At 66.2% G+C, this 25,434-nt stretch carries 24 protein-coding genes; 8 read left to right on the top strand and 16 right to left on the bottom strand.

Annotated elements, in window-relative coordinates:
* Positions 1-6 precede the first annotated feature (6 nt).
* Positions 7-2,088, top strand: a complete 2,082-nt coding sequence (gene recG, locus IPM60_07635; GenBank protein ID MBK8907766.1) for an ATP-dependent DNA helicase RecG — start codon at positions 7-9, stop codon at positions 2,086-2,088.
* Positions 2,089-2,162: 74 nt separating this feature from the next.
* Here the strand turns inward: recG and IPM60_07630 are convergent, their stop codons facing one another.
* The 3 genes from IPM60_07630 to IPM60_07620 all read right to left on the bottom strand — a co-directional run bounded on the left by IPM60_07630 (position 2,163) and on the right by IPM60_07620 (position 4,881).
* The gene (locus IPM60_07630; protein ID MBK8907765.1) at positions 2,163-2,954 is read right to left on the bottom strand and encodes a ZIP family metal transporter; all 792 of its coding nucleotides are present in this window, start codon (positions 2,952-2,954) and stop codon (positions 2,163-2,165) included.
* Between the two features lie 123 nt (positions 2,955-3,077).
* A complete protein-coding gene (locus IPM60_07625; protein ID MBK8907764.1) occupies positions 3,078-3,827 on the bottom strand; it encodes a DUF502 domain-containing protein in 750 nt (249 codons plus the stop codon).
* Between the two features lie 181 nt (positions 3,828-4,008).
* The gene (locus IPM60_07620; GenBank protein MBK8907763.1) at positions 4,009-4,881 is read right to left on the bottom strand and encodes an alpha/beta hydrolase; all 873 of its coding nucleotides are present in this window, start codon (positions 4,879-4,881) and stop codon (positions 4,009-4,011) included.
* A gap of 113 nt (positions 4,882-4,994) precedes the next feature.
* On the opposite strand from IPM60_07620, the gene IPM60_07615 reads away from it, so the two are divergent.
* From IPM60_07615 to IPM60_07595, 5 genes are all read left to right on the top strand, one after another.
* Positions 4,995-5,507, top strand: coding sequence for an NUDIX hydrolase (locus IPM60_07615; protein ID MBK8907762.1), 513 nt, complete (start codon positions 4,995-4,997; stop codon positions 5,505-5,507).
* A gap of 12 nt (positions 5,508-5,519) precedes the next feature.
* The gene (locus tag IPM60_07610) at positions 5,520-6,044 is read left to right on the top strand and encodes an amino acid-binding protein (protein MBK8907761.1); all 525 of its coding nucleotides are present in this window, start codon (positions 5,520-5,522) and stop codon (positions 6,042-6,044) included.
* A gap of 256 nt (positions 6,045-6,300) precedes the next feature.
* Entirely contained in the window at positions 6,301-7,221 is a 921-nt protein-coding gene (locus tag IPM60_07605) for a sulfite exporter TauE/SafE family protein (GenBank protein ID MBK8907760.1), read from the top strand.
* The gene (locus tag IPM60_07600; protein MBK8907759.1) at positions 7,218-7,964 is read left to right on the top strand and encodes a TIGR02186 family protein; all 747 of its coding nucleotides are present in this window, start codon (positions 7,218-7,220) and stop codon (positions 7,962-7,964) included. Before IPM60_07605 ends, IPM60_07600 begins: the two co-directional genes overlap by 4 nt.
* 6 nt (positions 7,965-7,970) lie before the next feature.
* Entirely contained in the window at positions 7,971-8,480 is a 510-nt protein-coding gene (locus tag IPM60_07595) for a universal stress protein (GenBank protein MBK8907758.1), read from the top strand.
* Between the two features lie 29 nt (positions 8,481-8,509).
* On the opposite strand, the gene IPM60_07590 is transcribed toward IPM60_07595, so the two are convergent.
* The 6 genes from IPM60_07590 to IPM60_07565 form a co-directional block, all read right to left on the bottom strand.
* The gene (locus IPM60_07590; GenBank protein MBK8907757.1) at positions 8,510-9,010 is read right to left on the bottom strand and encodes a GNAT family N-acetyltransferase; all 501 of its coding nucleotides are present in this window, start codon (positions 9,008-9,010) and stop codon (positions 8,510-8,512) included.
* 15 nt (positions 9,011-9,025) lie between these two features.
* The gene (locus IPM60_07585; protein ID MBK8907756.1) at positions 9,026-9,349 is read right to left on the bottom strand and encodes a DUF1778 domain-containing protein; all 324 of its coding nucleotides are present in this window, start codon (positions 9,347-9,349) and stop codon (positions 9,026-9,028) included.
* 111 nt (positions 9,350-9,460) lie between these two features.
* Complete coding sequence (locus tag IPM60_07580) at positions 9,461-10,933, bottom strand: DUF853 family protein (GenBank protein MBK8907755.1); 1,473 nt, start codon at positions 10,931-10,933, stop codon at positions 9,461-9,463.
* An 83-nt stretch (positions 10,934-11,016) separates the two neighbouring features.
* The gene (locus IPM60_07575) at positions 11,017-11,667 is read right to left on the bottom strand and encodes a ribulose-phosphate 3-epimerase (GenBank protein MBK8907754.1); all 651 of its coding nucleotides are present in this window, start codon (positions 11,665-11,667) and stop codon (positions 11,017-11,019) included.
* A gap of 39 nt (positions 11,668-11,706) precedes the next feature.
* Complete coding sequence (tkt, locus tag IPM60_07570) at positions 11,707-13,824, bottom strand: transketolase (protein MBK8907753.1); 2,118 nt, start codon at positions 13,822-13,824, stop codon at positions 11,707-11,709.
* Positions 13,825-13,858: 34 nt separating this feature from the next.
* Positions 13,859-14,797, bottom strand: a complete 939-nt coding sequence (locus IPM60_07565; protein ID MBK8907752.1) for a phosphoribulokinase — start codon at positions 14,795-14,797, stop codon at positions 13,859-13,861.
* Positions 14,798-15,246: 449 nt separating this feature from the next.
* Here IPM60_07565 and IPM60_07560 point away from each other — a divergent pair, with 449 nt between their 5' ends.
* A complete protein-coding gene (locus IPM60_07560; protein ID MBK8907751.1) occupies positions 15,247-15,900 on the top strand; it encodes a hemerythrin family protein in 654 nt (217 codons plus the stop codon).
* Between the two features lie 120 nt (positions 15,901-16,020).
* On the top strand, positions 16,021-16,524 hold the full coding sequence (locus IPM60_07555; protein ID MBK8907750.1) for a DUF1499 domain-containing protein: 504 nt from the start codon (positions 16,021-16,023) through the stop codon (positions 16,522-16,524).
* Between the two features lie 63 nt (positions 16,525-16,587).
* On the opposite strand, the gene IPM60_07550 is transcribed toward IPM60_07555, so the two are convergent.
* From IPM60_07550 to IPM60_07520, 7 genes are all read right to left on the bottom strand, one after another.
* A complete protein-coding gene (locus tag IPM60_07550; protein ID MBK8907749.1) occupies positions 16,588-17,535 on the bottom strand; it encodes an RNA polymerase factor sigma-32 in 948 nt (315 codons plus the stop codon).
* Positions 17,536-17,769: 234 nt separating this feature from the next.
* Positions 17,770-19,488, bottom strand: a complete 1,719-nt coding sequence (locus IPM60_07545) for a hypothetical protein (protein MBK8907748.1) — start codon at positions 19,486-19,488, stop codon at positions 17,770-17,772.
* A gap of 199 nt (positions 19,489-19,687) precedes the next feature.
* Positions 19,688-21,823 (bottom strand): glycosyltransferase family 39 protein, encoded by a 2,136-nt coding sequence (locus IPM60_07540; protein ID MBK8907747.1) that lies wholly within the window; start codon positions 21,821-21,823, stop codon positions 19,688-19,690.
* Positions 21,824-22,387: 564 nt separating this feature from the next.
* Positions 22,388-22,765, bottom strand: a complete 378-nt coding sequence (locus tag IPM60_07535) for an HNH endonuclease (GenBank protein ID MBK8907746.1) — start codon at positions 22,763-22,765, stop codon at positions 22,388-22,390.
* 120 nt (positions 22,766-22,885) lie between these two features.
* Positions 22,886-23,539: a bifunctional 4-hydroxy-2-oxoglutarate aldolase/2-dehydro-3-deoxy-phosphogluconate aldolase gene (gene eda, locus IPM60_07530; GenBank protein ID MBK8907745.1), complete on the bottom strand. Its 654-nt coding sequence runs from the start codon at positions 23,537-23,539 to the stop codon at positions 22,886-22,888.
* Positions 23,536-24,477, bottom strand: a complete 942-nt coding sequence (locus IPM60_07525; protein ID MBK8907744.1) for a sugar kinase — start codon at positions 24,475-24,477, stop codon at positions 23,536-23,538. Before IPM60_07525 ends, eda begins: the two co-directional genes overlap by 4 nt.
* Positions 24,474-25,433 carry a 2-dehydro-3-deoxygalactonokinase gene (locus IPM60_07520; protein ID MBK8907743.1) on the bottom strand — a complete coding sequence of 320 codons (960 nt, stop codon included), beginning with the start codon at positions 25,431-25,433 and terminating at the stop codon, positions 24,474-24,476. The genes IPM60_07525 and IPM60_07520 overlap by 4 nt, the downstream gene beginning before the upstream one ends.
* Between the last annotated feature and the right edge of the window lies 1 nt (position 25,434).

Here is a 25,434-nt window from a genome sequence, read left to right as displayed (position 1 = left end):
TCCTCCATGCGCCCTGAAGTGCTGTACCCCTTGTTCGCCGAAGCTCGGGCCTTGCCTGGCGTCGGCCCGCGCGTCGCCAAGCTGATCGAGCGCCTCGCCGGACAGCGGGTGGTCGATCTGCTGTGGCATCTGCCGGCGGGGATCGTCGACCGCCGCTATCGCCCCGCCGTCGCCGCCGCCCGCGCCGGCGCGGTCGCCACGGTTACGGTGCTGGTGCGGGCCCACCAGCCGCCCTCCTCGTCTCGCTACCCGTACAAGGTGCTGTGCAGCGATCCATCCGGCGTTCTTACCCTTGTGTTCTTTCATCCCCGCGCGGACTACCTCTCGAGGGCGTTGCCGGTGGGCGCCGAGTGCGTGGTGAGCGGCCGCATCGAGCGTTTCGGCGCCGACGTGCAGATGGCGCATCCGGACTACATCGTTCCCCTCGATCAGCGCCACACGTTGCCGGAGATCGAGCCCGTCTATCCGTTGACAGCCGGCCTTACGCCCCGCGGGCTCGGCAAGATCATCCGCGCCGCCCTCGATCGGGCGCCGGATTTGCCGGAATGGCAGGATCCGGCCTTCGTCACCCGCAACGCCTGGCAGCCCTGGCGGTCCGCCCTGATGGCCGTGCACGCTCCCGACGGCGAAGCGGCGCTGCTACCGCTGGCGCCGGCGCGGTCGCGGCTTGCCTACGACGAACTCCTCGCCAATCAGCTTGCTTTGGCATTGGTCCGCCGCCGCCAGCGCCACGCCGCCGGCCGGGCGATCCGCGCAGACGGCGTGTCGGCCGCCCGCGCCCTGAATGCCGTCGGATTTGCCTTGACGGAGTCTCAGCGCCGCGCCGTCGCCGAGATCACCGCCGACATGGCGGCCGAGACCCGCATGTTGCGGCTGCTGCAGGGCGACGTCGGCAGCGGCAAGACGGTGGTGGCGCTGCTCGCCATGCTGACGGCGGTGGAGAGCGGTGTGCAAGCGGCGCTAATGGCGCCGACGGAGATCCTGGCGCGCCAGCACCTGGCGACAATCGGGCCGCTGGCGGCCGCCGCCGGAGTTCGCGCCGCGCTGCTCACCGGCCGCGAGAAAGGCAAGAACCGAAGCGCCATCCTCGACGCCCTCGGGACAGGCGACATCGGCATCGTCGTCGGCACCCACGCGCTGTTCCAGTCCGATGTGGCGTTCGCCGACCTGGCGCTGGTGGTGTTCGACGAGCAGCATCGCTTCGGGGTCCACCAGCGCCTCGACCTCGCCTCCAAGGGGAGGGCGGTCGACATCCTGGTGATGACCGCGACGCCGATCCCGCGCACCCTGATGATGACCGCCTATGGCGACATGGACGTCAGCAAGCTCCTTGAAAAGCCGCCGGGGCGCCGCCCGGTCGACACCCGCGTGGTGCCCGCCGACCGACTCGACGATGTGGTCGCCGCCGTCGGCCGCAGCCTCGACGCCGGCGCCAGGGCCTACTGGATCTGCCCGCTGGTGGAGGAATCCGACGTGGTGGACGTGTCGGCAGCGGAGGAGCGTTTCCGCGAGTTGCGCGCCCGCTTCGGTGCGCGCGTCGGTCTCGTCCACGGCCGCCTGAAGGGCCCCGACAAGGACCGCGCCATGGCTGATTTCGCCGGCGGCGAGGTCGATCTCCTGGTCGCCACCACCGTGGTCGAGGTCGGTGTCGACGTCCCGGCGGCGACGGTGATGGTCATCGAGCACGCCGAGCGCTTCGGCCTCGCGCAGCTGCACCAGCTTCGCGGCCGGATTGGACGCGGTGAGGCGGCGTCGACCTGCCTCCTGGTCTATGCGCCGCCGCTGGGCGAGGCGGCGCGGGCGCGGCTTGCCATCATGCGCGAGACCGAGGACGGATTCCGGATCGCCGAAGAAGACCTGCGGCTCCGCGGCGCCGGCGAGTTGCTCGGCACCCGCCAGAGCGGCATGCCGTCCTTCCGCCTCGCCGACCTCGACAGCCACGCCGAACTGCTCGTCGCCGCCCGTGACGATGCGCGGTTGATCCTGAACCGGGATCCGGAACTCGCCAGCGAGCGCGGGCGGGCGCTCCGCACCCTCCTCTACCTGTTCGAGCGCGACGTCGCCGTCCGCTACCTGCGCTCCGGATGAAGGCTAGAGGGGGGGCCGCCCCCGGCGGTACGATACCGGGTCAGCCGAGATTCTGGGTCAGCCGAGATTCCGGGTCAGCCGAGGGTGACGTCGAGCAGCATCATCGCGATGAAACCGAGCACGAGGCCGAAGGTGGCGCGGTGTTCGGTGCCGCGGCGGTGGGTTTCCGGGATCACCTCGCCGGAGATGACGAACAGCATGGCGCCGGCGGCGAAGGTCAGCCCCCACGGCAGCAACGCCTCGCTGAAGCTGCCGGCGGCGGCGCCGATGATGCCGCCAATCGGCTCCACCAGCCCGGTCAGCACCGCGATGCGGAAGGCGCGCATGCGTTCGAAGCCTTCGCTGACGAGCGACGCGGCGACCGCCAGTCCTTCCGGCATGTTCTGGATGGCGATGCCGATGGTCACCGCCAACCCGGCGCCGATGTCGCCGCCGCCGTAGGAGACGCCGACGCTCATGCCTTCCGGAAAGTTGTGAAGGGTGATGGCGACGATGAACAGCCAGTGGCGGCCGAGGTGGATCAGCAGCCTGCCCTCCTCCGCGCCTTTGACGAAGTGCTCGTGCGGTACGGCGGCGTGCACGATCCAGATGGTCAGAGCGCCGAGCAAGACGCCGGCGCCGACCACCAGCGCCGCATGTACCGGGCTGCCGGTGCGTCCCTCCACGATCTCGAGGCCCGGCACGATCAGCGAGAACACCGTCGCGCCGAGCATGATCCCGGCGGCGGCGGCGAGCATCATCGTCCGCCCGAGGTCGCTCATGTCGCGGCCGAAAAAAACCGGTAGAGCGCCGACGGCGGTAAACGCTCCGGCAGCGAAGCTGCCGAGGACGCCGAGCGTAAAGACGCTGAGCCCGTCGGTGATCATGGACCTGCGAACTTGACGACGAAGTCGGCGTGAACCCGCAGCCCGAAAGAACCGTCCAGCATGTGTCCCCTGAATTCGTCGTTCTGCAGGTAATCAACCTGCCAGCCACTTCATCAATGCGCTTCAGTCTTCGGCAACGCGGTCCCGCCCTTGGACTTGTTCGCCGAGCGCCGGGCGCTGACGTTCCTGCACGCGGACGATGTCGATGTTGTCGCGCCCGGCGACGGTGATCCGGGAGCGTGCCCGCTGTTCGGGAGACCGGCGGTCCGGCGGAGTGACGATGCCGCCGGAGACAACCATCTTGGCCGCATCTTCGACGCTCATGCTGAGCGGAATGAGGTCTCGCCGTGGGACGAACAACAGAAATCCGGACGTCGGGTTCGGTGTAGTGGGCAGAAACACGTTGATGACTTCTTCGTCGGTGATGTTCTGGACCTCGCCTTCGGTGGTGCCGGTGATGAAGGCGATGGCCCACAACCCGCGCCGCGGATATTCCACCAGTACCGCTTGGCTGAAGGCCGGGGACTGCTGCGCCAGGATGGTCTCGATGATCTGCTTGATGGCGCCGTATACGCTGCGCACGATCGGCATGCGGCTCAGCAGGCCTTCGTAGATGCGCAACAACAGGCGGCCGACATAGCCGGCGGTCAGCGCGCCAATCAGGATCAACAGGACGATCAGCACCAGCACCCCGAGCCCCGGCACCGCGAACGGCAGGTAGCTTTCGGGGTTGTACCTGGCGGGGATCAACGGGGTGACCCGCGCGTCGATGAAGCTGACCACCGCCCACGCGAGGTACAACGTGATGGAGATCGGCGCGGTGATCAGAACGCCGGCGAGCAGATAGGCGCGCAACTTGGCGCCGAACCCCATGTGCCGGTCGCGCGACGGACGGTCGTCGCCGCCAACATCGGCTCCCGGCGCCTGCCCTTTGCGTCGCTTGCTTCGGTGCCCGGAGTCGCGCCCAGGACCTGGCAGCGGATCGGTCGTGCCGGTGGTCATGTCGTCAGGGTTCGATGGCAGGAGAAATCCATGGATCGTCCGTCGAGCATCCTCAGGTTGAGAAAAACGCGATCAGTTCGGCGGCGGTCTGGTCCGGCGCTTCCTCGGGGAGAAAGTGCCCGCACGGAAGAGCGCCGCCGCGCACATCGGCCGCCCGCTCCCGCCACGTCATGAGCACGTCAAAGTGTCGCTCCATCAGCCCCTTCTCTCCCCACAGCGCCAGCAACGGGCAGCTCACCTTCCGCTCCATGTCTGCTTCGTCATGCTCCAGGTCGATGCTGGCGGCGGCGCGGTAGTCTTCGCAACTGGCGTGGATGCAGGCAGGATCCGAGAAGCAGCGCACGTATTCCGCCAACGCCTCATCCGTGAATGCACCCATGTTGCCGCCCCACTGGGCAAGCTTGCGCTTCAGGTAGTAGGCCGGATCGCGGCCGATCAGGGTTTCCGGGAGGCCGTCACCTTGTATCAGAAAGAACCAATGGTAGTAGCCAGTGGCCACGGCCTGATTCACGGTGGAGAAGATCTTGTGGGTCGGCACGATATCCAGCACCGCCACACGGGCGACGGCGCCCGGATGATCGAGCGCCATGCGGTGGGCCACCCGCCCGCCGCGGTCATGCCCGGCGACGAAGAACCGCTCGAATCCGAGATGCGCCATCACTTGGACCTGGTCCACGGCGGTCTTGCGTTTGGAGTAGGCGAGGTGGCGGTCGTCCGACGGCGGCTTGCCGCTGTCGCCGTAGCCTCTCAGGTCGGTGGCGACGACGGTGAAGCATTCGGCGAGGCGCGGCGCGATCTTGTGCCAGATGACGTGGGTCTGGGGGTACCCGTGCAGCAGCAGCAGCGGCGGCCCGGACCCGCCGTGACAGGTGTGGATCGTCGTCTCCGCCACTGCGATGTCGCAGGAGCTGAAGCCGTCGAACATTCTCTCGCCCTTCCCTCGTCCGCATGCGCCCTGTCGCGGCCACAAGCCCGTGGCGGCGCGCCGTCTCGCAGCTTATAAGAGAAGTTCCCGGCAGCGAAAGAGCAAAGCTCCGCATGTTAACGGCACCCGTTCCCGGCCTTCCCGGTCGCTCCTCTCCGGTGGCCCTTACCCCGCAGCGCCCCATCGTCGGCGTCGGCGTCGTCGTGCTGCGAGACGACCGGGTGCTTCTGGTGCGCCGGGCCAATCCTCCGCGCCAAGGCGAGTGGAGCTTGCCGGGAGGGCGCCAGCGCCTGGGCGAGACCGTGTTCGCTGCCGCCGAGCGCGAAGTGCTCGAGGAAACCGGCACGACAATCGGCGTTCAAGGAGTGGTCGACGTGGTCGATTATATCGACCGGGTGACGCCGGATGGCCCCATTCGCTTCCACTACACCTTGGTGGACGTGATTGCCGACTGGCTCGGCGGCGATCCCGTGCCCGGCGATGACGCTACCGAGGCGGCGTGGGTTGCTGTGGATGATCTCGCCGGGCTCGATCTATGGGCAGAGACCCTGCGCGTCATTCATCTCGCCGGCGATCGGCGGGACCTGGGCCGCGCCAGGAGGTCAGAGCGGTCAGCGAAGCCATAGGGGGACATGAAAATGACGACCAACGCTCTGGTGACCGTTTCGTGTGCCGACAAGGTGGGTCTGGTGGCAGCGATCACGGGGTATCTGTTCGACGTGGGTGGCAACCTCGGCGATACGTCATTCTCCGTTCTCGGCGGCGCGGCCGAATTCACTGCCGTGGTTGAATGTCCCGAAGGAACGGACCTTGCGACCGTGGAACAGGGGCTGAAGGCACTCCCGGAACTGGAGACTGCGAGCGTTGCGGTCGTGCCGTTCAAGCTGACGACCATCCACGCCGCGGATGCCCGAGCCACACATCGGCTCACGGTCAGCGGCGGCGACCGGCCGGGGCTGGTGGCCCGCCTGTCGGAGGTTTTCGTCCAGTTCGACACCAACATCGTCCGCCTGGTAGCGGAGCGCCTTTCCGGCGCTGCGGGGATCCAGTACGTCGTCGTCATGGACCTCCACATCCCGGAGCCGAAGGTGCGTACTTGCCTTGCCACCGTCGTCAACACGGCTGGTGGCCTGGGCCTCACCTGCCATAGCGAGGAGGCCTGATCCGCGGCTTCAGCGGAGGACGGATCAAGCCCGCGCGAACTTGCTAAATCCTCAAGGCGCGCGTGACACCGCCACCGCGCTCTGCTAAATCCACTGTCTAACGGCTTCTACCTAAACGACTATGTTGGCCGATGCACGGAGTGTCGCGGCCTTCTGAAGGCGGCAGCGTTCGACTACAATAGCGACAGCGGGGCATCGTTGAGCCATAGCGCGGGGCATCGTTGATGCCATAGCGAAGCTCGGGGGTCTACACGGCATGGAAATCTACCTTCCCATCGCCGAGATGTCGGTCAACGTCGTCGTAATCCTCGGCCTTGGCGCCTTGATCGGGTTCCTGTCCGGCCTGTTCGGGGTCGGCGGAGGCTTCCTGATGACACCGTTGCTGTTCTTCATCGGCATTCCGCCGGCGGTCGCGGTCGCCACGGGCGCCAACCAGATCGTCGCGTCGTCGGTCTCGGGTGTTCTCGTTCACTGGCGCCGCGACAGCGTCGACATCAGGATGGGCGTCGTGCTCCTCGCCGGCGGTTTCGCGGGCTCGTCGGTCGGAGTGTTGATCTTCACCCTGTTGCGCAACATGGGCCACATCGACTTGGTCATCCGGCTGTCGTTCGTTGTCTTCCTCGGCGTCATCGGCCTTCTGATGCTGATCGAGAGCTTGAAGGCGATGCGCGGCCAGAAGGTCAAGGCGTCGCACCCGCCGCGCCCCGAACGAACCTGGCGCGACCGGCTGCCGCTGAAGATGCGTTTTCGGCGCTCGAGACTGTACATCAGCGCCCTGCTCCCCCTTGGCGTCGGGGTCTTCGTCGGTATGCTGGTGGCGATCATGGGCGTCGGCGGCGGCTTCATCATGGTGCCGGCGATGATCTACCTGCTCGGCATGCCGACGGCAGTTGTGGTCGGAACCTCTCTGTTCCAGATCATTTTTGTCACCGCCAACGTGACCTTGCTGCATGCGGTAACCAATCAGACCGTCGACGTGATGCTGGCCCTCCTGCTGCTGATCGGCGGCGTCATCGGGGCCCAGTTCGGCGCGCGCACCGGCGGCCGGATGCGTGGCAGCCACCTCCGGGTGCTGCTGGCGCTGCTGGTGCTGGCGACCTGCGGCAAGCTGGTATTCGATCTGGTCGCCACGCCAAACGACCTGTATTCCATTGGCGCCGTGGTGCCGAAGCCATGAGGCGGTTGCGCACCGTCACGACGTTCGCGTTTTGCCTGGCGCTGTTGATGGCGCCCCGCATGGCGACGACGGACCTGGTTGCGGATCTCTCCAACCACCTCGTCAGCATCACCACCGGTTTTACCGGGGCGGACATTCTGCTGTTCGGCGCCACCGAGGGAGAGGGCGATGTGGTCGTTGTGGTGCGCGGCCCAAACGCCACCAAGGTGGTCCGCCGCAAGGGGCGCGTCGGCGGCATCTGGATCAACACCGCCGAGGTGACGTTCACCGATGTTCCCAGCTTCTATGCCGTTGCGTCCAGCCGCCCGATCGAGCAATTCGTTTCCGACAGTGTCGGCGCGCGACATGAAATCGGCATCGAGCAGGTACGTCTAACGGCATCCGACGTCGCACCCGCGGAAGACTTGTCGGAGTTTCGCGAGGGCTTCATCCGCAACATGCAGAGGAGCGACCTCTACACGCGGGAGACGGCGCAGATCGCCTTCCTCGGCAATCGCCTGTTCCGCACCGACATCTATTTTCCGGACAATGCGCCGACCGGGATCTACACCGTCGCCGTCTACTTGTTGCGGGACGGCGAAGTCACGAGCGCCGAGATCACGCCCCTGGTGGTCAGCAAGGTCGGCTTTTCGGCGCGCATCTTCGACTTCGCACACCGGCATGCGATGGCCTATGGGGTCCTTGCCATCCTGTTCGCGGTGGTGGCAGGATGGATCGCCAGCGCCGTGTTCCGCAAGGAGTGAAGCTTGATTGCCAGCGAACGAACGGATCCCGAGGCGGAGGTAACGCCGGACGTATCGCCACGCACCTTTCTCTGCGTCGTCGACGAGAGCGAAGAGCTGCACCAGGCGCTGCGCTACGCGTGCCGACGCGCCCGCCATACCGGCGGTCGCGTGGCGTTGCTCTACGTGGTGGAGGCGGCCGAGTTCCAGCATTGGATGGCGGTCGGCCACCTGATGGAGGAGGAGCGCCGGGAACAGGCCGAGGAAATGCTGCAGGTGGTGGCGTCCGTGGTCCAGCGGCTGTCGGGGGCCATGCCGGTCGTTCACATCCGCGAGGGCAAGCTCACCGACGAGTTGATGAAGCTCATCGACGAAGAAGGCAGCGGCATCTCCGTCCTGGTGCTCGGCGCCGCGTCCGGCTCCGACGGCCCTGGCCGCCTGATCTCGCACGTGCTGAAGCGCGCCGGCAAACTGCCGCTCCCCATCACCATCGTCCCCGGCGGCCTCTCCGACGCCGACATCGACGCCATCGCGTGAGGCCGTCGTCCTTCTGAGATGTGCGCCGGTTACGCGAACAGCTTCGCGACCTCGGCCATCGGCAGGAACATGCGACGACTCCCCCTGGTGAGAGGAAGAAACCGGTATCGGCCGTAGAAGCCGGCAGCCGTTTCATCCTTCGCGTCGACGACAAATGCGTAAGACGCGATATCGCTGCAAAGCGTCCGTCTGAGCGCGTCGAACAGGAGCAGTTCGCCGAACCGGTGCCCATGGAACCGCGTTTCGACCGCGAGGCGCCCCACCAAGGTCGCGGGCACGTTCGGGTACCGTGGCAGCCGCTTCGCCAGCCTGTCGGGGAGATCGACCAGCGCCACGCTGGTCGCCGCGAGCGTGTAGTAGCCGAGCGGCGTAGGATCGTCGCCGGACACCAGCACGAAACACGCCGCCAATCGTCTCCGCACATCCTGGCCAGCCTGCATCCGGAGATACCGATCAAGGATGTCGGCGCCGCTGGTGAAAGCTGTCCGCTCGTGCCGGTTCGATAGCCGCTCAATCCTCAACGGCGGCAGCCCGGCCTCCGCCGCTTAGTCTCCAACAGGATTGTGGGCGCTCAACGCCTCGACGTAGCGGCGGGCGGCTACCTGGACGTCTGCCGCCGGATCGCGAGGGTGCAGCAGCGCTTCAGCAAATGCCCGGCTTTCCTCGGCGTTCAGGCGCACCATCTGCGCGTCCTCGATGGTGCGCGCTGCGGCTTCCTGTGCGCTCGCGATAATGAAGCCCGTGAGTGTACGCCCCTGCAATTCGGCGGCCCGCTGAAAGAAAGCCTTTTGTTCCGCTGACACGCGAGCCTCGAGACGCTCGCCTCGGTACGCTGCTTCGCGCCTTCCGACCTTCGCAATCGTGCTCATTTGTTGCTCCCGGAGTTGTGCGATCAACGTACGGCAATTTGCCGGGTCACTCAACAACGCCTTTTGCTTCCGGCGAGTCGATGCCGGCTGAAGATGCCGGACGGTCGGCGACTACCTCCCTTTGAACAGCGAGCCGAGGACGCCGCGGACCAGCTCTCGACCGACATGGCGGCCGACGCTGCGCAAGGTACTCTTGGCGGCCGCCTCGAACATGCTGTCGCCGCGCCGCGTCCGCTGCCGGGGTTCCGGTCGCGGCTGAGGGGGCGGCTGGCGGTCGGCGGCCTTGGCCAGTTGCGCCGCCGCCTCGGCCCGCGACGCGAGCTGTTCGTACGCCGAATGGCGGTCCACCGCGGTGTCGTAGCGGCCGCCGACAGGGCTTGCGGCCGCGGCCGCTGCCTGCTCGGCCGCCGGCGCCGGGCCGACCCTGGACGATGGCGGGCGGATCAGGGTGCGCTGCACGATCCCCGGCGCCCCATTGGCTTCGAGCGTCGAGACCAGCGCCTCGCCGATGCCGACTTGGGTGATAGCCGCCTCGGTCTCGAACGCCGGATTGGCCCGGAACGTGTCCGCCGCGGCGCGGATCGCCTTCCTGTCCTTGGCTGTGAACGCCCGCAACGCATGCTGCACCCGGTTGCCCAGTTGGCCCAGCACGTCGTCGGGCAGGTCGGTCGGGCTCTGGGTGACGAAATAGACGCCGACGCCCTTGGAGCGAATCAGTCGCACCACTTGCTCCACCTTGTCGAGCAGCGCCTTGGGCGCGTCGTCGAACAGGAGATGCGCCTCGTCGAAGAAGAACACCAGCGTGGGTTTGTCCGGGTCGCCGACCTCCGGCAACTCCTCGAACAACTCCGACAGAAGCCATAACAGGAACGTCGCGTACAGCCGGCGCTGGCGGATCAGCTTGTCGGCCGCCAGCACGTGGATCAGGCCCCGGCCGTCGCGGTCGCAGCGCAGCAGATCATGGACGTCGAGAGCGGGCTCGCCGAAGAACCGGTCGCCCCCTTCCCGCTCGAGCACCAGCAGCCGGCGCAGGATCGCACCTACCGTCGCCGAGGCCACATGCCCGTATGTGCTGGCCAGTAGCTTGGCGTTGTCGTCGACGAAGTTGAGCATCGCCCGCAGGTCCTTGAGGTCGAGCAGGACCATGCCTTCGTCGTCGGCGACCGCGAAGGCGACCGCCAGCACCCCTTCTTGAGTGTCGTTCAGTTCGAGCAGGCGGGCGAGCAGCACCGGCCCCATCTCCGACACGGTGGCGCGGATCGGGTGGCCCTGCTCCCCCAGCACGTCCCAGAACACGCACGGGAACGCCGCCGGCTGATACGGATCAAGGCCGACGGCGCGGGCGCGCTCGATGAACGGTTCCGCCGGCTGCCAGGACGAACAGAGGCCGGACAGGTCCCCTTTGACGTCGGAGAGGAACACCGGCACCCCGGCCGCGGAAAAGCCCTCGGCCAGAATCTGCAGGGTCACCGTCTTGCCGGTACCGGTGGCGCCGGCGATCAACCCATGGCGGTTGGCGTAGCCGAGGTCGAGCACCACCGGCCCGTCCGCTTTGCCGATGAAGATGCTGGGGTCTCCAGCCATTGGTCCCTCCCCCACCTAAGGGTCGCTGCTAGAGCCGTGCGAATCGATTATAAACATCGTCTTTGCGGGGCAGCGAAGTCCCGTCACTGCCGTTCGGCCGGCCGCAGCGCCTGGATGGCGCGGGCGTAGTCGGGCTGGCCGAAGACGGCGGTGCCGGCGACCAGCACGTCGGCGCCGGCCTCGATCACCGCCGGCGCTGTCTCCGCGTTGACGCCGCCGTCGACCTCCAGTTCGATCGGGCGGTCGCCGATCATCCGTCGGATGCAGCGCACCTTCTCCAACTGGGCAGAAATGAACGACTGGCCGCCGAAGCCAGGGTTGACGGTCATCACCAGGATCAGGTCGAGGCGGTCGAGGATGTGTGCGATCGTGCTCTCGGGAGTGGCCGGATTGAGCGACACGCCGGCCTTCTTGCCGAGGCCGCGGATGACCTGCAGCGAGCGGTCGAGGTGGCGGTCGGCTTCGACATGGACGGTGATGATGTCGGCGCCGGCGGCGGCGAACGACTCCAGGTACGGCGCCGCCGGGTCGATCATCAGGTGCACGTCGAAGGGCTTGGTCGTGTGCGGGCGGATCGCGCGGATTACCAGCGGGCCGATGGTGAGGTTTGGCACGAAGTGCCCGTCCATGACGTCGACGTGGACGTAATCGCAGCCGGCGGCGTCGATCGCCCGCACCTCGTCGCCGAGCCTAGCGAAATCGGCCGAGAGGATCGACGGCGCCACCTTGATCATGACGCGTGAAGCCGCCTCTGTCCCGCCGCTCCCGGCGCCTCAGCCGACCACGTCGATGCCGAGCCCGGCGCCTGGCCGGCGCGCCTCCACCCGGAGCCGCGCCGCCGCTTCCCTTGCCTTGGCGTAGACGTTGTCGGCGGTGATGCCGAAGTACTTGAACAGATCCGGGCCAGGAGCCGACAGGCTGAAGTCCTTGAGGCCGATGAAAATGCCGTACTCGCCGATGTACTTGTCCCAGCCGGGCGCGATTGCGGCCTCCACCGCCACTCGCACCCCGTGCGGCCACTTGGGCCCGAGCACCTCCTGACGGTACTTGGCCGGCTGGATGTCGAACAGTTTCCAGCACGGCATCGACACCACCGCGGTCGGGATGCCTTCGGCCTCCAGCCGTTCCCGCGCCTCGACGGCGATATGCACCTCCGAGCCCGTCGCGAAGATGGTCACCTCCCGCGGGCCGGCCTCGGCCTCACGCAGGACGTAGGCGCCGCGCGCACTCAAATTGACGCTGACGTGGTCGGTGCGCACCGCCGGCACCGCCTGGCGGGACAACACCAGGGTCGACGGCATGTCGTATTCGGTGAGCGCAACCACCCAGCACTCGAACGTCTCGACGGCGTCGGCCGGGCGGAACACAAGCAGGTTCGGCATGACCCGCAGCCCGGCGATGGTCTCCGACGGATGGTGGGTCGGACCGTCCTCGCCGACGCCGATGGAGTCATGGGTGCAGACGTAGATCACCCGCTGCTTCATCAGCGCCGACATGCGGATGGCGCCCCGCATGTAGTCGACGAACACGAAGAACGTGCTGCCGTAGGGAATGAAACCGCCGTGCAGCGCGATGCCATTCATGATCGCCGCCATGGCGTGTTCGCGGACGCCATAATGGATGTAGCGGCCGCTGTAATCGCCGGGCTCGACCTCCTTCATGTCGGGCGGCTTGGCATAGCAGGACTCGGTGAGATCGGCCGAACCGCCGATCAACTCGGGGAACTGGCGCGCCAGGATCTCGAGCGCCTGTCCCGACGCCTTGCGCGTCGCCCAGTTCGGCCTTGATACGGCGAGGCGCTGCTTGAACGAATTAAGCGGCTCCTGCCAGCCGCGGTGCAACTCGCCCCGCTTGGTCCGCTGGTATTCCGCCTTCTGCTCGGCGGTCAAGGCCTCGAAGCGGGCTTCCCACGCCTCGCGCTCGCCGACGTTGCGCCGGCCGATCTGGCGCCACGCATCGAGGATGTGGGTTGGGATGACGAAGGGCGGATAGGGCCAATTCAGCGTTTTCCGGACGCCAGCCACCTCGTCCTCGCCGAGCGGCGCACCGTGGGTCGCCGCGGTGCCCTGCTTGTTCGGCGCGCCGCGGCCGATGATGGTCCGACACGCGATGAACGACGGCCGGTCTGTCTGTCGCGCTTTCGCAATCGCTCGCGCGATCGCCTCCGCATCGTCCCCGTCGACCGCCTCGGCATGCCAGCCGGACGCCTCGAAGCGGGCGATCTGGTTGTCGCCGGTGGCCATCTCGGTCGAGCCATCGATGCAGATGCGGTTGTCGTCCCACAGTACGATCAGCTTGTTCAGCCTCAGAAAACCGGCCAGCGACAAGGCCTCCTGGCTGAGCCCCTCCATCAGGCAGCCGTCGCCGACGACGCAATATGTGTAGTGGTCGACAACAGCGTCGCCCCAGCGGGCGTTACGGAGCCGCTCCGCCAGCGCCATGCCGACGGCGTTGCCGAACCCCTGGGCAAGCGGGCCGGTGGTGGTCTCGACGCCTTCGGTCACTCCGTATTCGGGATGCCCCGGGGTCTTGGAGTGCAACTGGCGGAAGCGACGGATCTCATCGATGGTCACGTCCTCGTAACCGGTGAGGTAGAACAGCGCGTAGAGCAGCATCGAGCCGTGTCCAGCCGAAAGGATGAACCGGTCACGATCCTCCCACCGCGGCCGCGACGGATCGAACTTGAGGAAGCGGCTCCACAACACCGTCGCCACGGTGGCCATTCCCATGGGCAGGCCGGGGTGGCCGGACTTCGCCTTCTCAACCGCGTCGGCGGCCAGCATCCGGATGGCGTTGACCATCTCCGCGAGGCTGGCCTGCGGCGCGACGTTCGGCTCGGCGGCGGCCTCAGACTCCTGTGCCACGGCCGATGCGGCGCGAGCGAGCTTCATGGGGTGTGTCTCCTCAAGTGTCATGGTGCGCGAGTCACGTGTCATGGTGCGCGATGGCTGCATTCAACAGATAGTGCCCAATGAGCAGTTGCGACAGGGCCAGCGGCCGACTGAAGCGCGACTGCTCACGCCCATCGAAAAACGCGCCGGGACGACCTCGCTCTTGCGTGCGGTCAGGAAGAAGACCCCACAATACCTCTTCCATCGCCTCGGCTGCTGCGGCATCGATAGCGCCCGAGACATGCAAGGCGTCCACCGGGCGGCCGTCCACGTCCCGGGTCAGTTCCAGCATGAAGCCCTTGTCGGCGCCTTGTTCCAGCACCGGCGCCAGATCCAGGTGCGGCAGGGTCGGGCGCAGGATGTGGGCAACACTGAGGTGCGCACCGGTCTCCTCCGGTCGGTCCTGGGGCGGATAAAAGCTCACCACCATATCGGCGTAGCCGCGCTGCGGGATGACAAACCGGGCGCTGTCGCGCTGCAGCATCGGCAGCGCCGCCATGATCTGCTCGCGGGAATAGGCGCCTTGCGTCAAGTCGCGCTGGAACTTCCAGCGGTGGCGCAACTGCTCGTCCGGCTCCAGGTAGAACTTGACGTCGTAGGCGTCCCGCAACAGCGGCGTCGCGTAGCCGAGCAGCCCCTCGAGAATGATGAAGTCGCGCGGCTCCACGTATTCCGGCGCCTCGAGCACGCCGCCGTTATGGTTGTAGACCGGCTTCAGGATCGGCTGGCCCTCGCGCAGCAGGTAGACGTGCTGCTCGAGCACGTCCATGTAGTTGGCGGCGGGATCATGGGGCGTGATGCCGCGCCGCGCACGCTCCGCCCGGTCATAGCGGTGGTAGTCGTCGATGCAGATGTTAAGGGTGCGCCGGGGGCCAAGCACTTCCGCCAGTCCGGCCGCCATGGTGGTCTTTCCGGCGGCTGAGTCGCCGACGATACCGATGATCACCGGATGTTGCCGGGGTTTTCCGCCCACGCTCGCTCAGTCTCCTTCGCCTCGGTGGCGATTCAGCCTCCGCAGCCGACCGCGGCGCCATCAATACCGTGTGCGGCCGGGTTTGGGAACCCCGGTGCGCAACACGCGGACGACGAGTTTCGACAGTTCGATGGGAGTGGCGTCATGACCGCGGATCGATTGGCCGATCTTGCTTTGCCCCCAGACTTGTCCACAGGACGACGACCGCCGGCCGCGACCTCGATCGCCGCACGCCGCAGCGACGAGCCACAAGATCGTGAGAATCAAGTTCGGGGCCGAACAGCATCTCGCGTTGAAGACGCGCAGCGGGCATCGCGCAAGGTTGCCTGATTACGACCAATGGATGAGACGGTTTGGATTTGTTAACAGAACGGTGGTAGGATCTTCATTGCCCGCTCGACCGTGTCAACGAGCCACTGAAGCACCAGCATGTTCCGGGGTGATTGAGGATGACCTTCATTTCATGGTCGGAGGCCTACACGCTGCAGGTCGGCACGATCGACGATGAACACAAGCGCATCATCGAGATCATCAATGCGCTTGAGCGCGACCGACGTGAAGGCGCCGACAGCGCCGCGCTAGGATCGTCGCTCGCCCGGATGCAGGAGGTCATCCAGGAGCATTTCGAGAACGAAGAAGCGATCATGAGGGAGCATTATTACCCCTACCGGGGAGCTCACAAGGAACAGCACCGCCAATTCAACCGCGACGTCTACGCCGCCCGCAAGCTCTACAGCGCCGACGCGGACAGCATCGATTTCGACGTCTTTCTCGCCTTCCTTCGCGCGTGGTTGCACGAGCACATCGTGCGCAGTGACGCCATCTTCGTCTCCTACCTGTCGGGAGGCGCCCGCCCGACCACCGTCTTGCCGGCCGTCGATCCACTCCCGGAATGCCTGGAGGGCGTGCTGGCCGACCCCGACGACCCCCTGCACACCGTTTCCATGCAAGTGCCGGAAAGCGCCCTCGACACGCTGTTCACCTGCGCGCGGCTGCTGCGCCGCGGCGGCGGCGAGGCCGATGCACTTCGCGCGATCGCCGACCCGCTCGGCACAATGACTCTTGTTGAAGCCGCGACCGTCGCCAAGGCGCTGATGCGCTAATATCCGAGATCCGCGTCGATCCCCAGAATCTGCACCGCGACGAAACGGCAGGGTTGCGCTCGGAGGCAAACTCCTGGACAAGCAGCCATGCTTCGTCGGGCGCCGCCTCTTAAGTTCGTGATGGTCGCTCTCCTGTTGGCAGCCTCGTGCAGTTCTCCCGATGCCGCGGTGGAAAAGGGCGACTTCGACGTGACCGGAAACGCAACGGACTGGGCGTCGCTGCAGCGCTCGGGCAATCCCAGGGATTGGCTGCTGGCGCCGCCGGATCTGGCGCCTGTTCCCGGAACGCCCGACCAGGCTCCGCCGGTCTTTCCGGTCAGCGCGCAACGTCTGGCCGACGCTTGGGCGGCAGTGGTGCGGGCGCAACCACGCGCGGCCATCGTCGCCGTGTCCGACGACGGGCTCAGGATCGATGCGGAGCAACGCTCGCGGCTGATGGGCTTCGTCGACCGCATCGCCATGCGCGCCGTTCCTGTGGGCGATGATCGAGCAACCCTTGCCGTCTACAGCCGCGCGGCCATAGGCTACTACGATTTCGGCGTCAACCGCCGCCGGGTCCAGTCATGGCTGGCCGAACTGGCGGAGCGGCTGGAACAGGCGCCGACCGCGCCGCCGTCTCTCTAGTGCAGCGGTGCATTCAAAGCATGCACGCATCCACATAGCGCCTTGATTTCGGGCAAGTACGCACTAGGCGGCTACCGCCGGCGATGCTTCGATTCCACGTCGGGCGCCACTCCGGTGCGTCTGGGACAAGTATTGCTGCCGTAGCGCAAAGCGCTTGATCTTGGCGATCGCCTCCACCTCGATCTGGCGCACTCGCTCGCGAGAAATTCCGAACCGACGGCTAAGCTGCTCGAGAGTCACCGGATCCTCCCGCAGGTGGCGGTCGCCGACGATGTCCCGCTCGCGCTCGTTCAGGATATCCATCGCGTCGCGGATCATGCGGCGGCGGACGCTTTGCTCCTCACGGTCGGCGAACTGCTCATAGGGGCTGTCGCCCTCGTCGGGAAGCCAATCCTGCCATTCGCCGTCGCTGCCGTCGCGGAGCGGCGCGTTGAGGGTGGCATCCGGTCCGGCCAGCCGCCTGTTCATCATCACCACGTCGCTCTCGGGAACTGCGAGCTCTTCGGCGATCTGACGGATGACCGGCGCCGGCAGCTCCCCGTCCTCGTAGGCGTGCAGCCGCGCCTTGGTCTTGCGGAGCTTGAAGAACAGCTTTTTCTGCTCCGACGTGGTGCCGGTCTTGACCAGCGACCACGAGCGGATCACGAAGTCGGTTATGGCGGCGCGGATCCACCACATGGCGTACGTCGAGAGGCGGTAGCCGCGGCCCGGGTCGAAGCGTTCGACGGCCTGGATGAGGCCGAGCGTGCCCTCGGAGATCAGGTCCTCGACGGGCGCCGGATAATGCCGGTACTGCATGGCGATCTTGATGACAAGCCGCATATGGCTGTTGACCAGCATGTCGGTCGCCTCGCGGTCGCCCTGCTCGCGGCTGAGGCGCGCCAGGCGCTGCTCTTCCGCCGCGTCCAGAAAAGCGTGCTTTCGCGTCTCCCGGATGAACCGTTGCAGACCCCGGTCGACGCTGAGGCTGCGATCCCCTCCGGCTGATCCGGCGTGCGTTGTCGTCGACATGCGAGTTCCTCCGTCCGTTATCCGGGCCGGCGCCGTCGTTCTGGAACGACTCAAAAGTGCGCCGCAAACTATTCCTACATGGGAACGTACGCTGGAATTTCACGAATGGATGAACGCGGCACAGGTTTCGAACCGAACACGATTGCGAGAGCGGCGGAGTTGGGGCGAGAGCAGGCGCCGGCCGTTCCATCACTAGTCCCAGCCCCATGCGGCTGGGCGGCGGCGCAAACGCGATCAGCGAGAACCCCGAGCATAGGTCACGGGCATGCGGGCGTCGTAGACCGGCTGGCACGCCGACGCGCGTTCCGGCGGCAGCCCGTCCCAGATGAGGGCGCGCATCGCGAAGCGCTCCGGCAGGGCGACCGGCGTGGTGCGTTGCGCCACGAACCCGGCGAGAGCGCTGTTTTCGCTGTACTCGCGCGTCCAGTAATCTTCGGTCAGGACGATGAGCCCTCGGGGGAAGCAGTCCATGATCAGGGCCATGGATTCCGCGTTGTTCGCGAAGCTCACGCCAGTGCGGTGGTCGTAGCTGAACGGACCGTTCCCGGAGGTGCCTGCCAACGCGGTGCGGCTCACGGCAAAATCCAGTCTGCCGAGATAGTAAAGGCCGTGAAGTTCGCTGTCGGACACGACGACGCGGTCCGCCGTCAACCATGGCTTCACCGCTTCAGAGACTTCCGGCCAACGATCGTCAAGCTTGAGCGGAGTGTCGGTCAACCCGGCCAGGATCGCCGCCGAGCGTGCGAGCGGCGGTCCGATGGCGGCGGCGGCGACCAGCGCAACGGCGAAGAGACCGCAGCAGGATGCCGGCATTCGCAGACGCGCCAACAAGGGCGCCGTCGCCGTCTCCCCGGCCTTGAGGCAATGGCGCTTGATGCTTCCCGCGACGGCCTGCAGCGCAATGCCCCAGATCACGAAGAGGAAAGGCATTATGAAATAGATGAATCGGTATCCTTTCATCCCGCCGAACGAAAAAAGCACGAACCCGATGACGAAGACCGAGGCACATAACCAGGTTGTTTTCCTGTTCGCCAAGAATGAGACGACCAATGCGGCCGGCGTGAACATCCATAGGATGGGATGATGTCTCAGCAACAACAGGACATAGTACCAGACGTTGTCGGCCTCGGCCTGTGCCCAGGTTTCGGCGACGCGGTATCGCGCAAGGAGATCGGCCGCGAATCCTGTCGTCAAGGCGACGATCGCGACGACCACCGCCAGCGCGGCGGACGCGGCGATCCAGGGAAGCCGGGCGGAGATCGGCTGTCGCGATAACCGGGGCAACAGGACCCCGAACGCGAGCCAGGCAGCCAGCCCCATGAGACCGATCAATGTCGTGATTTGAAGGTGCAACGCGACGCCGAAGCAAAGGAGGGCGGCCGTAATCAGGATCGGCGCGCTCCTCCGGGCCGATCCGTCCACACGATTCTCGCTCTCTCGAGCGTCCGTACCCGGTGCGGTCACGAGCTTGAACAACGCAGTCGAGCCGAGCCAGAACAAAAGGGCTTGCAGCACATAGAAACGCGTGAAGTGCGAGTACGCGATCTCGAGAGGTGAAAAGCAAAGCAGCAAAGCGGCGATCCAGGCCGCCAGGACCCCGGCTCGTGCGCGGGTCCAGACAAAGACTGAAGCTACGAGAAGGCTTCCGGCGATGATCGAGGGAAGGCGCGCAACTTCAATCGTCGTGCCGAAAAGGTCAAAAAAGTACGCGATCAAGACCGTGAACAAATAGGCGCGCCAGTATTCGCCTGTGCCGATCGCTGGTCTGCCTTCCGCAAGCCATCCCTCCGCAGCCAGTACATGATACAATTCGTCGAATCTCGCGACCTGCCAAAGGGGGGACATGCGAACCGACACCGCCAAGACAAGCAGCACCAGCGGCCAAAACAGGCGGGATTTCGCGACATCGTTCAGAAATGTCGGCACAGAACTACCCGCAGTGAGGCTCGTCATGGAAGGTCCTTCTGCTGCAGTGCGGGGTGGCTCGACGGGAGGCTTATCCATCGCGGCACGCATGGAATACAAGTGCAGGGAGCCTATCCGGACAGGATGACCTTCGCGCACGGCCGGGCCGGGCGCGACGGAACCTGGCGGCGCCTGAAACGCGCCTCCGCTCGCGGCGATATGCACGTCGAAGCTCGCGCGGCGCGCGTCATCGTTCCGGCGTCAGTTCGACAGCGACGACCTCGATACGCGAGTCGCGGCTGAGGAATGCCCTGTGCATCCCGGCGATGCGGGACGGCCAAACATCCTCCAGGGCAAAGCCGGTGCGATTTATCGGCCACTTCTCCCCAGCGGCGGCGCGCATGATCCACACACGGTCGGCATCACCGACGTGTTTGCGCAACTCCGCGAAGGTGCCGAGCAACGGCCGGTTCGACCAGAGATGCCGCCGCCCGCTCTCGCGGGCCTGCTGCCGGTACCGGGGATCTTTCCGATCCAGATAGAGCGCGTGCTCCGCTTCCAGGTAGGCGGCGGCGTGAGGAAGGCCGACGACGACGATCGGCGTGTCCGAACCGTTCGCGGCCTCGGCATTCAGAAACTCCGCCGGCGTCGCGATGTCTTCCCGCGCGTACCAGTGATATTGTTGATGCGCGAATGCTCCGGTGCGAAACACGGCGTCGGGGGCTGTCACGGAGGCGAGGTGGCGCACGCTGAGGTCGGACGAAAACGCCATCACGACGAGAGAGACGGCGGCGGCAACCGCCGGAGCTTTCGCGGCCGACGCGCCGTGGCCCGAATCCACGCTTGAGGTCCGCGGCTCTTCAGGCGCGGGAGGCAGCCGGTGCGGCGTGCGGACCTGAACGGCATCATCCGGGTCCCTCGACCCTTCCGCGCCGATGGCGGCACCTGCACCCCGCTTCGTGACCCACCGGGTGATGTCCACGACCGAGAGCACGATGACGAACAGCGCGAGCGGATAGACGAAAAAACTGTAGCGCGTGGAGGAGTACGGCGCGTTCAGAACCCCATACACGAGCGCGGTGTAGGCGATGACGCAGACCGGGTTCCTTGCCAGTGCCGGCAGCGGTTGATGCAGTTTGCCCACAAGCTGGATGACACAGGCGATGGCGATTATGAGGCCAAGCACGGGTGCATCCCGCCGCCAGGGATTAACCAGTTCCGAATAGAAGTCGGGCCAGCCGGCGAAAGTGCGGATCAGCGCTTCAGCCAGGCTGTTGTCGCCGTCCGCGACGGCGCCGATCCACTCGCGCGTCGTCACGGCGTATGTGATCCACAGGCCGACGATCAGCATCGCCAGCATCAGTGCCCGCAAAGGCGGCCCGTCCCGAAGGGGTAACCGCAGGATCCGGTAACGAAGCAGCAGGATCGCCGCGCACGCGCCGGCGATGATGAACTGATGCAACACCGCAGCAGCAACGAGAACTCCGGCGTAGACGAACGACACCGGAAACCAACGGTTCTTGAGGCAAACGAGGGAGAGGGAAGCGGCGACCAGCGCCAGAACCGCCGCCATCACAGCAGTGTTGAGGAAAGGGTCGCTGCCGAAACTCAGGAACGGGAACTCGGGGAAGCGGAACATCGCCGCCGAAGTCCATTCGAGGCCGCGGGGAACGGCGTCTGCGACGCCGAAGTCACGGAAGTCGAACACAAACAAGGCGACGCACAGGGCAAGGACCGCGAGGCTGACCAAACCGTAATGCACGGCATGGCTGCGGCTCGGGAAGTGCTGGGCATCGCGCAGGACGAGCAGCGGCGTCATAAGCAGAGGCGCCAGCAGCACCGCCGCTTCGTGCGTCAGCGCGGCGATGACGACCAGCACATGCGGAAGGTAGCGAAGGTGCCACCACTTGCCGAACCACGCCCGGTCTGCGGCCAACAGAAACAGCAAGGTCGCCAGTTGAAATGCGGTGTACATGCGGATGAACAGAGAGAACTCGATCGCCCAGGAGGAAACCATGTAGAGGGCGGAAACGCTTGCCGCCAGCATGGGGCAAAGCTGTCCTCTGGCGTAGAAGTAAAGGGCGACGGCACAACCAAGACCGCTCGCCGCCGGCACCAGCCGCATCGCGAAGGGTTGTTCGCCGAATAGCAGGAGCGAGGCAGCCGTTGCGTACTGCACGAGCAGTCCACGAAAATAATAGCCGCCGCTCGGAAACGCCGGGATGCCCTCAGCCATGATGTTGCGGACGCTGGTGAGGAAATAGTACTCGTCGATCGCGACCGGGCGATCCCCGAACACGCCGGTGATGCGGGCGTAAAGGCCGGCGACGATCGCGGCGGCGATTGCCACCCAGACAGCAAAGCGAAGATATCGAACTGCCACGGACGCCTTGGCATCCACGGGGTTCTTGGCGGAAACGCGTTCGCCAGTATCGGGCTTGTTTGGGCGGTTCGATGGCTCTTGCAGCGCCCCAATCCGATTCCCGGATCGAGTTAACGATGAAGACCGTTCGATCCGGCAAAGGGCCGAAAGATTCATTTGCATGTCCCCGGTACCCGGCGAAGGGACCTATACGAAATCCATACTAAAAGTTGAGAACGAGCGAAACCCCCAGTTGCGGCAGAACAAACGCGGGCGGCTGAAATCCCGGTATGTCAGAAACGGAGCAGCCTGCGCTGGGCCGCCGTCGGCGCCCGCCGGCTATCGTAGCGGAAGGGACCGGACTTTCACCAAGCGTAAGAAAAACAAGGACGCGTGAGCTTCCCCATCTACCCCCGAAACACCAGCACGATGAAAATTGGGCGACAGGACCGTCGTGGACCGTCACACCGTCATTTCATTATGCGGCTCAGAGGTCAAGCCGGTGACGATGACGTGACGGTCTCGGTTGGCCATCGCGTGGCGTTCGCTGGCGCCCTCATGAACTCAGCCGGGATCGGCCATCGGTTACGCCGCCGGCGTCTGCAAGACCCGCGTGCGGTGGTGGGCGAGGTACGGCAGGTGCGCAGGCTTGAGGCCCACGAGCAGCGGCATTGCCGCGAGGCCGAGGCGGGCGCGGTCGGGTGGCGACAATGCTGGCGAGACGATGAGAGCGCCGCCGTCGGTGAAGGCGATGAGGCCGGCGTCGAAGGCGGCGTCGAGGTGGGCGGCGAGCAACATCCCGTTGTGGACGTCGAGGCGTTCGCCATCGGTCGCGCAGTCGGCCCACGGCTTCATGTGGCTGGCGCGCAAGAGCCGCGGGTGGGTGATCCGTGTGAGCGAGCAAGCCCCGCCCCACTGGCGCTTCTCCTGTGTTTGCTTGCCCTGCCCTCTTCGCGGAGGCACGCCTCGTTATCCGGTCCGAACTTTGCCGCGGCTACGGTTCGTCTCAACGCAGAGCGCTTCGGTATCGACAAATCACGCGGCGCTCCCCTCGCCAGTAGCCCTGGCATTCGGGCCTGCTGATCATTGCTGCGACGGCCGTCGCTCGCTCACGCGGCGGGCAGATGCGGTGATCTTGGTCCACGCGCCGTCGGCGACGTCCCGGTCGGAGGCCAGCCACGACCCGCCGACGCAGAGCACGTTGGGCAGGCTCAGATACGCGTTCAGGGTGTCCTCGCCGATGCCTCCCGTGGGGCAGAACAGGACGTCGCGAAACGGCCCGGCGAAGCCGCTGAGCGCCGCGCGGCCTCCCATCGCTTCCGCCGGAAAGAACTTGAGATGACGGAAACCGCATGCTCTCGCCTGCATGATCTCCGAGGCGGTGGCGACACCCGGAAGAAAGGGCAGATCCGCCGAGGCGATGGCGGCAGCCAGATCCGGCGACAGCCCCGGACTGACCCCGAACGCCGCGCCGGCGGCAGAAGCGCCGGTCAGGTCCTTGACGCTGAGGATGGTGCCGGCCCCGGCAAGGGCATCGGGCACAGAGTCCCTGATCAAACGGATCGCCTCGATCGCGATCTCACTGCGAAGCGTGATCTCCAGTATCGGCAGGCCGCCGGCGACCAGCGCCTTGGCGAGCGGTACGGCATCCTCGATGCGCCGGATGGTCAGAACCGGAATGACCGGCGCCGTGCGCAGGATCGAATCCAGCTTCGCCTGCCACGGAAAAAGCGTCATGGCGTCGTCCTCGGATCAGGATGAAGAAACAGGTCATCAATGGCCGGCATCGCGTCGCGCGGGATGATCGCGCCCCGGTAACGGATGACCGTCCCCGCCAGGCGATGGCCCACCCTGGCCGCAGTGGCCGGCTCCGCCCCGTTGAGACGGGCGGCGAGATAGCCGGCGTTGAACGAGTCGCCGGCGGCCGTGGTGTCGACCGGGTCAACCACGGACTCGACGCCCACCACCTGCGTCTCTCCGGCACTGACGAGCACGCAGCCGTTGCGTCCGTCCTTGATCACGATCTCGTCCACGTCGCGAAAGCGCTCCGCACAATTCTGCACTGTCGCATCGCCATGGAGCAGTCGCTCGTCGTCAAATGTCGGAAGAGCGATGTCCGCCCGCTCCATCATGGCGCCGAACGCCGCCCGCGCCGTCGCCGCATCGCTCCAGCCGGCCGGGCGGTAGTTGCCGTCGAAGGCGACGCGGCAGCCGCGGGTCCGCGCCCGGTCGAGTGCGGAGAAAAGCAGCGACAAGCCCTGCTGCGAGTATAACGAGAGGGTGATCCCCGAAAGGTAGATCAAGTCAAACCCCTGCAGCTCCTCGGCGACCTGGCCACCGGTGGGAAGCTCGAACACCTCCCGGGCCGGCGATCGATCTCTCCAGTAAAAGAACGTGCGTTCTCCCAAGGCATCGGTCTTGATGAGATAGAGCCCCGGAAGGCGGCCGGAAGCGCGGGCGACCAGGTCTGTTCCGATCCCTTCGGCCCGGCACATCGCCACGATGTCGTCGCTGAACGGATCGTCTCCGAGGGCGGTGACGTAATCGACAGGGATGCCGAGCCGCCGCAGGTAAACCGCCGTGTTGTAGGTATCTCCCCCGAACGCGAGGTCGTAGCCGCCGTCACCGCGAAGGCGCAGCTCGATCATGCATTCGCCGACCGCCGCTACTCTCACGCGCTCGCTCCATGTTGCACCGCGGTGCCTGTCCGGCCACCGAAAGCTGAACGGTGGTGGCGCATCACCGACACCACCCCGCGCAGCGTCGCAAGCCGTGCGTCGATCCAGACGGCGCCGACGCCTCTGCACCGAAGCGCGATTTCATAGGGTTCACGGAGGCGCTCGCCGCAGACGAGAAGCACGTGGTCCGGCAAAGCCTCCAGCTCCGCCATGCGCTCCAGTTCCTCGCCGATAAGCAGCCCCGAGAGGTAGCTCGCAACCTCGGCCGCGGCGAGACCTCCATAAAGAACCTGCCCGCGGGCGCCAAACAGGTGGTAGAGCAACCCGCCCGGTCGGCCGGCCACAGACAGTCCACGCTCGAACACCCTCGCATCGAACGCCGCGTCCTCCATGGCGAGCCGGCCGACGACCGTATGGCGGAGGATCGCCCGGTACAGCTCTCCCGTCATCGCGGTGAAGAACCGCTCCAGCGCGCCATCGCGGACGGTCGCCCACTTGCTGTGGGTTCCGGGCAAGCACAAATGGGCCGAAACTGCGCCGACTTCCGCCAGCGCGCCGAAGATCTGGACCTCCTCGCCGCGCATCACGTCGATGTGGCCGTCTGGTCCGTGATAGCGAACCCCCGGGAGGATCCAGGCCTCCTCCATGCCGTCCGCCGCCACCACATGGTGCGCCAGGTCGTCGGCGCTGACCGGCAGAGGCGGCTGGGGCGCCGTCAACCACCCTTGCGCCGCTCCCACCATCCCCGCCATGTAGATCGGCGCCGGCGGGTTCGAGGACCGCCAGCGCGCGGTCTGCTCGCGGCAATAGGACGGAAACTCGGATCTTTCGAGTGCGCCCATTCCCAGTCCGTCGGCGATCTCCTCCAACGCGCGGCCTGTCTCCACGTCGACCAGATAGGCGCGAAAGCTGCTGGTGCCCCAGTCAATGATGATGGCATGGGCCCCGGTCACG

Source organism: Rhodospirillales bacterium (assembly GCA_016710335.1).
Taxonomy (GTDB): domain Bacteria; phylum Pseudomonadota; class Alphaproteobacteria; order Rhodospirillales; family Defluviicoccaceae; genus JADJXQ01.
Note: the sequence above shows the minus strand (reverse complement) of the source record. Positions and strands in the feature narration are given on the sequence as shown.